8 protein-coding genes are annotated in these 13,033 nt (G+C 63.5%); 5 read left to right on the forward strand and 3 right to left on the reverse strand.

Features of this window, described 5'->3' with window-relative positions; genetic code table 11:
- Positions 1–320: 320 nt before the first annotated feature.
- Positions 321–2,876 carry a ribonuclease R gene (rnr, locus tag PBR20603_RS17185; protein WP_150560725.1) on the forward strand — a complete coding sequence of 852 codons (2,556 nt, stop codon included), beginning with the start codon at positions 321–323 and terminating at the stop codon, positions 2,874–2,876.
- Between the two features lie 216 nt (positions 2,877–3,092).
- Positions 3,093–3,866, forward strand: a complete 774-nt coding sequence (rlmB, locus tag PBR20603_RS17190; RefSeq protein ID WP_150560726.1) for a 23S rRNA (guanosine(2251)-2'-O)-methyltransferase RlmB — start codon at positions 3,093–3,095, stop codon at positions 3,864–3,866.
- A gap of 66 nt (positions 3,867–3,932) precedes the next feature.
- Here rlmB and tal read toward each other — a convergent pair whose 3' ends face one another.
- Complete coding sequence (tal, locus tag PBR20603_RS17195; protein WP_150560727.1) at positions 3,933–4,883, reverse strand: transaldolase; 951 nt, start codon at positions 4,881–4,883, stop codon at positions 3,933–3,935.
- A gap of 127 nt (positions 4,884–5,010) precedes the next feature.
- Here tal and rpiA point away from each other — a divergent pair, with 127 nt between their 5' ends.
- Together rpiA and PBR20603_RS17205 are read left to right on the forward strand one after the other, a co-directional pair.
- Positions 5,011–5,703, forward strand: a complete 693-nt coding sequence (gene rpiA / locus PBR20603_RS17200; protein WP_150560728.1) for a ribose-5-phosphate isomerase RpiA — start codon at positions 5,011–5,013, stop codon at positions 5,701–5,703.
- 15 nt (positions 5,704–5,718) lie between these two features.
- Positions 5,719–6,777: a serine endopeptidase gene (locus tag PBR20603_RS17205; protein ID WP_150560729.1), complete on the forward strand. Its 1,059-nt coding sequence runs from the start codon at positions 5,719–5,721 to the stop codon at positions 6,775–6,777.
- A gap of 194 nt (positions 6,778–6,971) precedes the next feature.
- On the opposite strand, the gene PBR20603_RS17210 is transcribed toward PBR20603_RS17205, so the two are convergent.
- Positions 6,972–7,247, reverse strand: coding sequence for an oxidative damage protection protein (locus PBR20603_RS17210; RefSeq protein WP_010804639.1), 276 nt, complete (start codon positions 7,245–7,247; stop codon positions 6,972–6,974).
- Between the two features lie 188 nt (positions 7,248–7,435).
- Positions 7,436–8,785, reverse strand: a complete 1,350-nt coding sequence (gene argA / locus PBR20603_RS17215; protein ID WP_150560730.1) for an amino-acid N-acetyltransferase — start codon at positions 8,783–8,785, stop codon at positions 7,436–7,438.
- Between the two features lie 92 nt (positions 8,786–8,877).
- Between argA and hrpA the strand changes: the two genes are divergently transcribed.
- Positions 8,878–13,002 carry an ATP-dependent RNA helicase HrpA gene (gene hrpA / locus PBR20603_RS17220; protein WP_425495828.1) on the forward strand — a complete coding sequence of 1,375 codons (4,125 nt, stop codon included), beginning with the start codon at positions 8,878–8,880 and terminating at the stop codon, positions 13,000–13,002.
- Positions 13,003–13,033 lie beyond the last annotated feature (31 nt).

Here is a 13,033-nt window from a genome sequence, read left to right on the forward strand (position 1 = left end):
TACCTGAAACTAGTGCGTCTACCAATTCCGCCATCTGGGCCCCGTCAGCTCGCTTACTGCTTGCTCGCTGCGAAGAAGTGAGATTATGCGGATACCGTGCGGGAGTGTCAACAGTTCTGCGGAAAAAAATTTCTTTTCCCTCGCACGCTGCCAACCCGACGCTCAAATTCCGCACAGGTGGCAGTTTTCGCGAGGTTTGCCGTATGATTGTCCCTGACTGTGCGACACCGCTATCCGCGCTACGCACAACCATCACGGACCGTCGGGCGCATGGTGCGCCACTCGGCCGGACTCAACCGGCACAGTAACGCTAGCGACCTTTGAGCAAATATCCCTATCCGATCCCGAGCCGCGAAGAAATCCTCGGTGTCCTGCGCACCGCCGACTCCGCGCTGTCCGCCAACGATATCGCCGAAGCCCTGGCCATCAAAAAGCAGGAACGCGAAGGCTTCTTCAAACGCCTCGCCGCGATGGAACGCGATGACCAGATTCGCCTCGACCGCCGCGGCTACTATCAACTGACCCACCCCTCGAACTTCATCGCCGGCCGTGTCATCGGACACCGCGACGGCTACGGCTTCGCCGTGCGCGACGATGACGGTGACGACCTCTTCCTTCCCAACGAGGAAATGAAAAAGGTCATGCACAACGATCGCGTCCTCCTGCGCATTGCCGGCTACGATCGCCGCGGCCGCCCAGAAGGTCACATCGTCGAAGTGGTCAGCCGCGCTAACACTTACGTTATCGGTCGCCTCCTGAACGAAAACGGCGTGATGGTCGTCGCCCCCGAAGACAAACGCATCGGACACGACATCCTCATTCCGCCTCGCGCCCAAGGCAAAGCCAAGGTCGGGCAGGTCGTCTCCGTCGAACTCACCGATTACCCCAGCCGGTATAGCCAGCCCATCGGCCGCGTCTCGGAAGTCCTCGGCGATATCGATGACCCCGGCATGGAAATCGAAATCGCCGTGCGCAAGTACGGCGTCCCCCATCAGTTTTCCGCCGAAGCGCTGGCCGCCGCCGGTGCACTCCCCGACGACGTTCGCGCCCCCGATCTGCGTCACCGCATCGATCTGCGCGATGTCCCGCTCGTGACCATCGACGGCGAAGACGCGCGCGACTTTGACGACGCGGTCTACTGCGAACCCGCCAAAATCGGCCGCACCAACGGCTTCCGCCTGATCGTCGCCATCGCCGACGTCTCGCACTATGTGACCCCCGGCGGTCCGCTCGACGCCGACGCACTCACACGCAGCACCTCGGTCTACTTCCCGCGACGCGTCATTCCGATGCTCCCGGAAAAGCTCTCGAACGGCCTGTGCTCACTGAACCCCGATGTGGATCGCTGTGTCCTCGTGTGCGATGCGCTCGTCGCCCTGAACGGCGAAGTGAAGGCCTATCAGTTCTACCAGGCCGTCATCCACTCGGCAGCACGCTTGACCTACACGGAAGTCGCCGCCGTCCTGGGTAACACCAAGGGCGCCGAAGCCCAACGCCGCGCCGCACTGCTGCCGCATCTGCAAAATCTGTACGAGCTGTACAAGGTGCTGGCCAAAGCCCGTAAGTCGCGCGGCGCCATCGAGTTCGATTCCACTGAGACCTACATCGTCTGTAACGCACAAGGCAAGATCGAGCAGATCCTGCCCCGCACGCGCAACGACGCCCACCGTCTCATCGAGGAATGCATGCTCACGGCCAACGTGTGCGCCGCCGATTTCCTCAAGCGTCACAAACAGCCGGGGCTGTACCGTATTCACGCAGGGCCGTCGGGCGAGCGACTTCAGGTGCTGCGCACGTTCCTCAAAACCCTCGGGCTCTCGCTCGGCGGCGGCGACGAACCTGCCACGTCCGATTACGCGGAACTGATGACGCAGATCGAATCCCGTCCCGATGCGCCCATGCTCCAGACCATGCTTCTGCGCTCGATGCAGCAAGCCGTCTACAGCCCGGACAATATCGGTCACTTCGGTCTCGCCTATCCGGCCTATACGCACTTCACCAGCCCGATTCGCCGCTACCCGGACTTGCTCACGCACCGCGCGATCAAGGCGATTCTTGTCGGCAAGAAGTACGAGCCGGAAATCCCTGCCGGTGTCGAGATGACGACCGGCCTGTCGCCGCACGCACGCAAGCTGCAAAAGGACGACGAAGCTGCCAAGGCCAAGAAGCCCGCCGGCGCGAAGAAGCGTGACGCCATCTGGGACGAACTCGGCCTGCATTGCTCCGCGAACGAGCGTCGTGCCGATGAGGCCTCGCGCGATGTCGAAGCCTGGCTCAAGTGCTACTTCATGCGCGACAAGCTGGGCGAAGAGTACGGCGGCACGGTCAGCGCCGTGACGTCGTTCGGCATCTTCGTGCAACTGGACGATCTCTTTATCGAAGGCCTCGTACACGTCACGGAACTCGGCAGCGATTACTTCCAGTTCGATGAAGTCCGCCACGAACTGCGCGGCGAACGGACCGGCATTCGCTATCGCCTCACCGATCGCGTTCGCGTGCAAGTGAGTCGCGTGGATCTGGACGCGCGCAAGATCGACTTCCGTCTCGTGCGCGAACCGAACGCGCGCACGCTCGCCAAGACGTCAGGTCGCGGTGAACGCGGTGGTGCCCCGGTGCCCGTGCCCGCTGCCGGCGCGCCCGGTATTGCCGGGTCGGCGAGCGTGGGGCCGGCCATCCGTCAGTTGCCCAAGGGCGGCGCACTGCTCAACGGCGTGCAGCCGGCGCCGGCAGGCAAGCGGCCCGCCAAGCCAAAATCGGCGAAAGTGAAAGACGCGCGTGCCGAGCGTGGCGCGGCACCGCCGATCCAGCGCACGGGCGGGGGCGGCAAGGCGCCTGCCAAACGTCCCGGAGGTCCGGCGAAGAAACCGCGTCGTTGATTTGCGCATCGTGTCGCCGCCGGTCCCTGTGGCCTCAGCGTGCAGCGTGGTGTGCGGTTTGCAGTAAGATGGGCGCCTTGTGCCGGTAGCGACCGGCATCTGATGCCCGCGATGGATTGCGGCGGCGGTGGCCCATGCGGGCTCCGCCGCCGTCGTGCTTTGTGCGGTGGCAGTTGCGAACGGCCGTGCGGGCACACGCTATTTTGAGGATGTGAAATGAGTCAATTGAAACTGCTGTTCGGCTTTCACGCCGTGACTGCGCGTCTGCGTCACGATGCGGGCAGCGTCGAAGAAATCTACTACGATCCGAGCCGGCGCGACCGCCGCATGACGGACTTCCTGAAGCATGTGGAGTCGGTCAAGGGCGCCCCGGGCGTCAAGATCAAGGTCATTCAGGCCGACGGCAAACGCCTCGACGGCATGGCCGGTTCGTCGCGCCACCAGGGCGTTGTCGCACGTGCCCAGGAAGTGTCGCTGGCGCTGAATCTCGACGAACTGCTCGACGGCATTTCGGGCCCGCCGCTGCTGCTGGTGCTCGATGGCGTGACCGATCCGCACAACCTCGGCGCATGCCTGCGCGTCGCGGATGGGGCAGGGGCTCATGCCGTGATCGCGCCGAAGGACCGTGCTGTCGGCCTGAACGCGACTGCGGCCAAGGTCGCCAGCGGCGCGGCCGAAACAGTGCCGTACATCATGGTGACGAATCTCTCGCGCACATTGCGCGAATTGCAAGAGCGGGGCATCTGGGTCGTCGGTACCTCAGACGACGCGCCCGCCGACATCTACGGCACCAAGCTCACCGGACCGATGGCGATCGTCATGGGCGCCGAAGGCGAGGGCATGCGCCGTCTCGTGCGCGAGACCTGCGACGAGTTGATGAGTATTCCGATGGCGGGCGGTTGCGAAAGCCTGAACGTCTCCGTGGCGAGCGCCGTGTGCCTGTATGAAGCGGTGCGCCAGCGCGCCGTGGCCGCCAAGGGCGCCAAGTAAGGGAAACAATGCCCGGCGAGCGTTCGCCGGCCATCGTCCTTTGTTCGCTTGGTTCGCTTCGTTCTCTTACCGTGCGGCGTCGATCAAGCCTTCGAGCTTGACGGTGTCGGCGGCAAATGCGCGAATGCCTTCCGCGAGCTTTTCGGTGGCCATCGCGTCGTCGTTGAGGGCGAAGCGGAACGACGGCTCATCCGTTCTCACGCGATCGATGTTCGCAGCGCGGGCGTCTTTCGCGTCGAGTTGGCGGGGCACCTCGTCTTGAGTCGTGCGGAGTTGTTCGAGCAGCGCGGGGCTGATGGTCAACAGATCGCAGCCTGCGAGCGCCAGAATCTGCCCGGTCGAGCGGAAGCTCGCGCCCATCACTTCCGTGTCGTAGTCAAAGTGCTTGTAGTAGCGGTAGATGGTGGCGACCGAACGCACGCCCGGGTCGTTTTTCCCGGCGTTGTCCGCTTCCACCCAGTTCGCGCCGGCCGACTTCTTGTACCAGTCGTAGATCCGGCCGACGAACGGCGAAATCAATCGTGCCCCCGCTTCCGCACAGGCGGCCGCCTGCACCAGCGAGAAAAGCAGCGTCATATTGCAGCGAATCTTGTCGCGCTCGAGAATCTCGGCGGCGCGAATCCCTTCCCACGTCGATGCAATCTTGATAAGCACACGATCGCGCTCGATGCCTTGCGCTTCGTACATCGCGATGAGCTTTCGTGCGCGGGCGACGGTGCCGGCTGTGTCGAACGACAGGCGTGCGTCGACTTCCGTCGAGACGCGACCTGGGACGATGTCGAGGATTTCTCGTCCGAAGGCGATCAGCAGACGGTCGATAATTTCGTCGGTGGATTCAGCGCGGTGTTCGTTGACGATGCGCGTGAGAATCGGACGATAGGTGTCTTTCTGGACGGCGCCGAGAATCAGGGAGGGATTGGTAGTGGCGTCTTGCGGCTTGTAGGCGTCCATTGCCTGGAAGTCGCCGGTGTCGGCCACGACGATGGTATGGCGTTTGAGCTGATCGAGCTGATTCATGAGAGCGCCCTTGCGAGAAATGCACTGCGTGACATGAAGTCCGGGATGCGCCCGGGCGACGAAAAACGGCGCGGCACGCCTGACTCCGGTAAACTTCCGACTTTACCAAACTTTGCCGGAAATCCCCATGACCCAAGACGAACTCAAGCGCCTGGTCGGCCAGGCAGCAGCCGACTATGTGAACAAGCACGTGCCCGAGGGCAGCGTGATCGGCGTGGGCACAGGGTCCACCGCCAACTGCTTCATCGACGCGCTCGCGGCTCACAAAGACCGTTATCGGGGCGCTGTTTCCAGTTCCGAGGCGAGTACCGAGCGTTTGCGCAAGCACGGCATCGAGGTGTTCGACCTCAACCAGATCGAGAGCTTGCCCGTCTACGTTGACGGTGCCGACGAGATCAATGCGCTCGGTCACATGATCAAGGGCGGCGGCGGGGCGCTTACGCGCGAAAAGATCGTCGCGTCGGTGGCAAAGGAATTCGTTTGCGTCGTCGACGCGTCGAAGGAAGTCGCCGTACTTGGTGTGTTCCCGCTGCCGGTTGAAGTGATCCCGATGGCACAGGCGAGCGTCGCCCGTGCGTTGGCGGTCCTTGGTGGCAAGCCGCAGGCGCGTGTGCGTGCCGACGGTAGTCCCTACATGACGGACAACGGCTGTGCGATTCTTGACGTCCACGGTCTTCAGATTCTGGACCCGGTGGCGTTCGAGGCGCAGGTCAACCAGATTCCGGGAGTGGTAACGGTTGGTCTTTTCGCGCAACGTGGCGCGGATATCACCTTGATGGGCACGCCGGAAGGGGTGCGCACCATCGATTACAAAAACTGATTCCGGGAGGGCAGGATGGCTGGATCGCGTCGTCTTCCCGAAACCTGGTTCCGTCGTGGCCTGTGGTTGATCGCCGTGTTGTTTGCGGCGTTTCTGATTGGTCTTGGCGGGCTCGTCGTAGATAGACTGCCGGGGGTCGCCCCTGCACCAACACTCGACTCGTTCGTTGATCGTGGGCAGGCCGAGCGCGCTGACGCTGCCATCAAGCAGGCGCAGGCGCAGCTTGAAGATGTCGAGAGTCAGCTTGAGACGGCGCGACTGCAGCTCAAAGCGCGCGGCACGGCGTATCGCAATGCGAGAGAGTCGTTCAACGATTGGGTTGCCACGCGTACGGCGACGGCGCAGGCCAGTCAGGATGCGGAGCTAGTCTCTCGCACGCGTGCGCTTGACACGTTGAAGGGGGCTGAGCGCGATGCGCAGACGCAGGTTGACGCGCTTGAAGCGAGGCAGTTGGATGCGCAGCGCGCGGTCCAGACGGCCCGCGCAGGACGTTATGCGCTCAATACGGCAGCGGGCGAGCAGTTGGCGGCGATTCAGCGCTCGCAGGAGCTGAAGGTCTTTGGTGTCCGGCTGGCGCTGACGCTGCCGTTGTTGGCGGTGGCGGGGTGGCTTTTTGTGCGGCAGCGCAAGAATACGTGGTGGCCGTTCGTATGGGGCTTCATCTTCTTTGCGCTATTTGCGTTCTTCGTGGAGTTGGTGCCGTATCTGCCGGACTATGGTGGCTATGTGCGTTATCTGGTGGGCATTGTGTTGACGGTGCTGATCGGGCGCTATGCCATAGTGTCGTTGCAAAGCTATCTGGCGCGCCAAAAGGCGGAAGAGCAATTACCGGATGAGGAGCGACGCAAGACATTGTCGTATGACTTGGCGCAGGCGCGGCTGGCGAAGTCGGTGTGTCCGGGGTGTGAGCGTGCGGTGAAGTTGGACGATGCTGACCGAGACTTCTGCGTGCATTGTGGCATATGTCTATTCGATCGCTGTGGCGCGTGCACGACGCGAAAAAATGCGTTCGCGCATTTCTGCCATCATTGTGGTGCGCGTTCTACGGGAACGAGCACAGCGGCGGCCAGCTAAAGACGAACGAAAACAAGAAGAGAAAAAAAAGAAAAAAAGGGCACACGAATCGGATCGATGCGTGTGCCCTTTTTGCGTTCCTGTCCGGACTGCGATGGGGCGAGTGCGGAGACGGATCGGAGTTCCTTTCTGCAGCGAGTTGGGTTTATGTCTGAGAGGCGGAAAGGGGCTCCGATCCGTCTGGAGGGCGGTGTTTATTCCGAGGGTGGCGGCACATAGCCCTGAGCCACATCGGCGCCGTCGCCGAAGAAGTACTTTTCGGTTTGTTTGACGAGGTATTGACGGGCGCGCGGATCGGCCATGTTGAGGCGGTTTTCGTTGATCAGCATGGTTTGTTGCTTGAGCCAGCCGGCCCAGGCTTCTTTCGATACGCTTTCCCAGAGGCGTTTGCCGAGTTCGCCGGGCATGGGGGGGAAATCGAGACCTTCGGCTTCCTTGCCGAGCTTGATGCATTGAACCATGCGGGCCATGGGGAGAACTCCTTTGTAATCTTGGTGAGGCGTGAGAGGGGGTGCCGTGGCGCGGGCGGCCGTCTACCGGAGGGGTTGACGGGCGCATCGGGCTGAGCGCGCCGGCGATGTATGGATATGGGGGCAGGGGTGCGAGACACAAGGGATGAAAACCTTGGGGGGGATGCGCACGGCCTGCCGATCCCGGGTTACAGCTTTTTGATGAGCACCAACGAGCGGCGCTGCCAGTTGTAGAGGCGGCGTCGATCGGCGGGCAGATCGTCGACGCCTGCCTTGACGAAGCCGCGCTTGAGGAACCAGTGTTCGGTGCGGGTGGTGAGTACGAACAGGCGTTCCAGGCCGCGGGCGCGGGCGCGTTGCTCGATGTGTTTGAGCAGGCGTTCGCCGTCCCCTGAGCCTTGAGCTTCCGGATCGACCGTCAGGCAGGCCATCTCGCCGATGCGTTCGGTTGGGTACGGGTAGAGCGCGGCGCAGCCGAAGAGGCGTCCATCGTGCTCGATGACTGAGAAATGATCGATATCGCGTTCCAGTTGGTGGCGGCCGCGTCGTACCAGGGTGCCGTCCGACTCGAGCGGTTCGATGAGTTGGAGAATGCCGCCGACGTCGTCGATTGTCGCCTCGCGCAGGCTTTCCAGGTTCTCGTACGAGATCATGGTGCCTACGCCGTCGTGTGAGAACAGTTCGAGCAGCATGCTGCCGTCGAGAGCGAAGGGGACGATGTGGGCGCGGCCGACGCCTGCGCGGCAGGCGCGTGTGGCGTATTTCAGATAGAAGGCAGAGTCGCGATCGAGCGTGCCTTGCGACTGTAGGCGCTGGGCGTCTTCGAGCGTGAGTTCGTGCTGCAACTCGTTGTATTCATTGAGAACGCCGGGCGTCTCGGTGATGAAAATCAGCTTGTCGGCGCGCAATGCAATGGCGGCCGACGATGCGACGTCTTCCATCGTCAGGTTGAACGACTGACCGGTGGGCGAGAAGCCCAGCGGTGAGAGCAGCACGATCTTGCCGTTGGCGAGCGACAGGCGGATCGATTCGGCGTCCACCTTGCGCACCACGCCGGTGTGCTGGAAATCGACGCCGTCGACGATGCCCACCGGACGGCCTGTGACGAAGTTGCCCGACACCACGCTGATGCGCGCGTTGCCCATCGGCGTATTCGGCAGCCCCTGGCTGATCGACGCCTCGATGTCCAGACGCAACTCACCCGCCGCTTCCTTCACCGCTTCGAGCGCGGCCGCGTCGGTAATGCGTAATTGTTGAGCGAAGTGCGATTCGATATGTCGCAGGCGCATTTGCTCTTCGACCTGGGGTCGTGAGCCGTGCACCAGCACGATGTGCATGCCCATGGCACACAGCAGCGCAACGTCCTGAATCAGCGAGTCGAGCCCGCCGGCGGCGACAAGCTCGCCACCGAAGGCGACCACAAAGGTCTTGTCGCGAAACGCATGGATATAGGGGGCGACCGATCGCAGCCAGTCCACGAACTGGGCTTGGTGGGCGGTCTCTTCGTCTTGTAGGGCGGGGTCGGGTTCGGTCAGCATGGGTGTACGTGCGCAAACATGCGCAGATTATATAATGCGCGCCCATGGCAAGTGATGAACGAAATCGACAATCTAAGCCCCCGAAGCCGAAAGTGACGGCGCCGGGGCATACGCGTGCCCAATCCACGGCCACTGCGTCAACTCTGCAGGCCGCCAAGGGCGCCCCCAAATCCTCGGTCTCGGGCAACGCCCGTGGCCAGAACCCCGCGGGCGGACGCCGTCTGACGGCCGCCGAGCGCGATGCGCGCGACGCCGAACGCCTGGCTGCCCGGCAGGCGGCGGCCAACCGCGTTCCCGAAATCCACTTCCCCGAAGCGCTGCCGGTCTCTGGCCGCCGCGAGGAGATCGCACGCGCCATCGCGGGCCACCAGGTCGTGATCGTGAGCGGCGAGACCGGCTCGGGCAAGACCACACAGCTTCCCAAAATATGCCTGGCGCTCGGGCGCGGACTCGGCGCCGGCGGCACCGGCCTGATCGGCCACACCCAACCGCGCCGGATCGCCGCGTCTGCCACTGCGCGCCGGATCGCCGATGAACTGAACACGCCGCTCGGTGAGATCGTTGGCTTCAAGGTGCGTTTCAACGACACGCTGTCGAACGGCGCGTCCGTCAAATTGATGACCGACGGCATTCTGCTCGCCGAGACGCAGACCGATCCGCTGTTGCGCGCGTACGACACCATCATCATCGACGAGGCGCACGAGCGCAGTCTGAACATCGACTTTCTGCTCGGCTACCTCAAGCAATTGCTGCCGCGTCGCCCCGATCTGAAGGTCATTATCACGTCGGCCACCATCGACGCGGATCGCTTCGCCCGCCACTTCGGCACCGGCGAGGGCGATGATCTGCGCCCGGCGCCCGTCATCGAGGTGAGCGGCCGCCTATACCCGGTGGAAGTGCGTTACCGGCCGATTCAGGATGACGTGCGCATCGCCAACGCCGAAGGGCGTGAGGGCAGCCGTGCCAGCGCTCGTGACCGCGAACGCGATCTCATGGACGGCATCGTCGATGCCGTCGACGAACTTTGCCGCGAAGGCTCTGGTGACGTGCTTGTGTTCCTGCCCGGCGAGCGCGAAATCCGCGAAGCAGCCGAGGCGCTGCGCAAGCACCACCCGCCGCACACCGAAATTCTGCCGCTCTTCGCCCGGCTCTCGGCGACCGATCAGGAGCGCGTGTTCAAGCCGTCCAACGCGCGTCGCATCGTGCTGGCAACGAACGTGGCGGAAACGTCGCTCACGGTGCCGGGCATTCGCTACGTGGTCGATGCAGGGACGGCACGCGTCAAACGCTATTCCTACCGCAACAAAGTCGAGCAACTGCAAATCGAGTCGATTTCGCAGGCGGCCGCCAACCAGCGGGCAGGGCGCTGCGGCCGTGTGGCCGACGGCGTATGCATTCGCCTGTACGACGAGACCGACTTTCAGGCGCGGGCGCGCTTCACCGACCCGGAAATCCTGCGCTCGTCGCTCGCCGCCGTCATTTTGCGCATGCAGTCGCTGCGGCTCGCGAAGGTCGAGGAATTCCCGTTCATCGAGCCGCCGCCCGGCCGTGCCATTGCCGACGGCTATCAACTGCTCAACGAACTGGGCGCTGTCGACGACACCAACCAGCTCACGCCGCTGGGGCGCGAACTGGCGCGTCTGCCGCTCGACCCCCGCGTGGGGCGCATGATCCTCGCCGCGCGCGACCATCAGTCGCTGCGCGAAGTGCTGATCATTGCGAGCGCGCTGGCCGTACAAGACCCGCGCGACCGGCCCATCGAGGCACAGGACGCCGCCGATAACGCCCATCGCAAGTTCGCCGACGAGAAGTCCGAATTCCTCTCGTGGCTCAAGATCTGGCAGTGGTTCGAAGAGGCGATTGCCCACAAGAAGTCGAACCGTCTGCTGGCGCAGGCGTGCCGCGACAACTTCCTGTCGCAGTTGCGTCTGCGCGAATGGCGCGATGTTCACAGCCAGTTGCTCACCGTCGTGCGCGAGCAGGGCTGGCGCATCAACGAATCGGAGGCGACCTACGAACAGTTGCACCTGGCACTGCTCGCGGGGCTGCTCGGCAACATCGGCTGCAAGGCCGACGACGATCCGCATTTCCTCGGCGCACACGGCATCAAGTTCCACATCTGGCCCGGGTCGTCGCTCGTGAAGAAGGCCGGGCGCTGGGTGATGGCCGGTGAGCTTGTCGAGACCAGCCGCCTTTACGCGCGGTGCATCGCGCGCATCGAACCGGAATGGATCGAACGCGTGGGCAAGCACCTCGTGAAAACGTCGCTCTCCGACGCGCATTGGGAAAAGAAGGCTGCGCAAGTTACCGCGTACGAACGCGGCACGCTCTACGGCCTGACGATCTACTCGCGCCGCCGCATGAACTTCGGCCCGCGCGATCCGCGCCGCGCCCGCGAGATATTCCTGCGCAGCGCACTCGTCGAAGGCGAATGGGAGACGAAGCTGCCGTTCTTCGCCCATAACCGCAAGCTGATCGCCGATATCGAACAGCTTGAGCACAAGTCGCGCCGGCAGGACGTGCTCGTCGACGACGAACTGATCTACGCGTTCTACGACGCCCATGTGCCCGAAGATCTCTACGACGGCACGAGCTTCGAGCATTGGTATCGCGAAACGGCCAAGGGCACACCGAAGTTGCTCTACCTCGTGCGCGACGATCTGATGCGTCACGAGGCCGCGGGTGTCACGACGGATCTGTTCCCGAAGAAGACGACCATCGCGGGCATCGAAATGGCGCTCACGTATCACTTCGAGCCGGGCTCGCCGCGCGACGGCGTGACGCTCGCCGTGCCGCTTTATGCCCTCAATCAGGTCGATGCCCGCCGTTGCGAGTGGCTGGTGCCGGGCATGCTCAAGGAAAAGGCGCATCTGCTGATGAAGTCGCTGCCGCAGAAGCTACGGCGTCACTTCGTGCCGTTGCCGGAGTACGCCGCGGGTTTTCTCGACCGGGCGACATTCGGTCAGGGTGCGCTGCTCGATGCCCTCATGGCCGACGCGCGCGAGTTGACCGGCGTCATGCTCAAATCGAGCGACTTCAAACTTGAGATGCTCCCGGCGCACTTGTCGATGAACTTCAAGGTGATCGACGAGCACGGACGGCAGCTCGGCATGGGACGCAATCTCGCGCAACTGCGCGCCGAACTCGGCCAGCAGGCGCAGCGCACGTTCCAGCAACTCGCGGCGAAGAGCGGCGCGACGCCGACCGGCGGCTCGGGCGTTGATGTGCAGGCACGCGGTTCGTCGGCCCCGGCGTCACCAACGTCACGAACGTCTGCGGCGGGCCGTGGCGACGGCAAGGGCGCGGGCAAGGCGGCGACGCAAGCCTTGCAGGCAACGCCCTCGGGGGCGGCTGTCGAACCCGGCCGTTACGACAACCTGACAACGTGGAGCTTCGGCGAACTGCCGGAGATGCTCGAGATCCGTCGTGGCGGCCAGACGCTGTTCGGCTACCCGGCGCTGGTTGACCGTGGCGATCACTGCGATCTCGAAGTGTTCGACGACCCGGACGAGGCGCAACGTCAGCATCGCGCCGGTCTGCGACGGCTCTTCGCGATTCAGTTGCGCGAGCAGGTGAAGTATCTGGAGAAGAATATTCCGGGCCTGCAGCAGATGGCGATGCAGTACATGAATCTGGGGACGCAGGAGGAACTGAGGGAGCAGATCGTTGATCTGGCGCTCGAGCGTGCGTGCCTCCAGTTGCCGTGGCCGAGCGACAATGCGTCGTTCGTCGCGCGTAAGGATGAGGGGCGAGGGCGTCTCACGCTACTCGCGCAGGAGATCGCACGGCTGGCCGGGCAGATTCTCACCGAGTACGCCGCGTTGCAGAAGAAGCTGGCGCAAGCCAAGCCGTTTGCGCAGGCATATGCAGATCTGAGCGCGCAATTGCAGCGGCTGGTCGGCAAGCGTTTCCTGATCGACACGCCGTATGCCCAACTGGCGCATTTCCCGCGTTATCTGAAGGCGATGACCGGGCGCATCGACAAGCTCAAGGCCGATCCTGCGCGTGACGCGCGTGCCATGGGCGAGCTCGGACCGCTGCTGCAGAACTGGCAGCGGGCGACGTCGCAACGCCGCGATCATGGCGACGCGCGACTCGAAGAGTTCCGCTGGTTGCTCGAGGAGTTGCGCGTCTCGCTGTTCGCTCAGGAGTTGCGCACGCCCATGCCGGTATCGGTTAAGCGTCTGCACAAGGTCTGGGAAGCGTTGCAACGCTGACGGGGCCGGATAGGGCGACGCGGGTGAGGCG

The sequence above is a fragment of the Pandoraea bronchicola genome (assembly GCF_902459805.1).
GTDB lineage: Bacteria > Pseudomonadota > Gammaproteobacteria > Burkholderiales > Burkholderiaceae > Pandoraea > Pandoraea bronchicola.

What these genes read in the sequence shown, in the direction of transcription:
- rlmB (WP_150560726.1), top strand. Translation starts at nt 3,093, where the DNA reads ATGAGTCAATTGAAACTGCTGTTCGGCTTTCACGCCGTGACTGCGCGT.
- rpiA (WP_150560728.1), top strand. Translation starts at nt 5,011, where the DNA reads ATGACCCAAGACGAACTCAAGCGCCTGGTCGGCCAGGCAGCAGCCGAC.
- argA (WP_150560730.1), bottom strand. Translation starts at nt 8,785, where the DNA reads ATGCTGACCGAACCCGACCCCGCCCTACAAGACGAAGAGACCGCCCAC.
- tal (WP_150560727.1), bottom strand. Translation starts at nt 4,883, where the DNA reads ATGAATCAGCTCGATCAGCTCAAACGCCATACCATCGTCGTGGCCGAC.
- PBR20603_RS17205 (WP_150560729.1), top strand. Translation starts at nt 5,719, where the DNA reads ATGGCTGGATCGCGTCGTCTTCCCGAAACCTGGTTCCGTCGTGGCCTG.
- PBR20603_RS17210 (WP_010804639.1), bottom strand. Translation starts at nt 7,247, where the DNA reads ATGGCCCGCATGGTTCAATGCATCAAGCTCGGCAAGGAAGCCGAAGGT.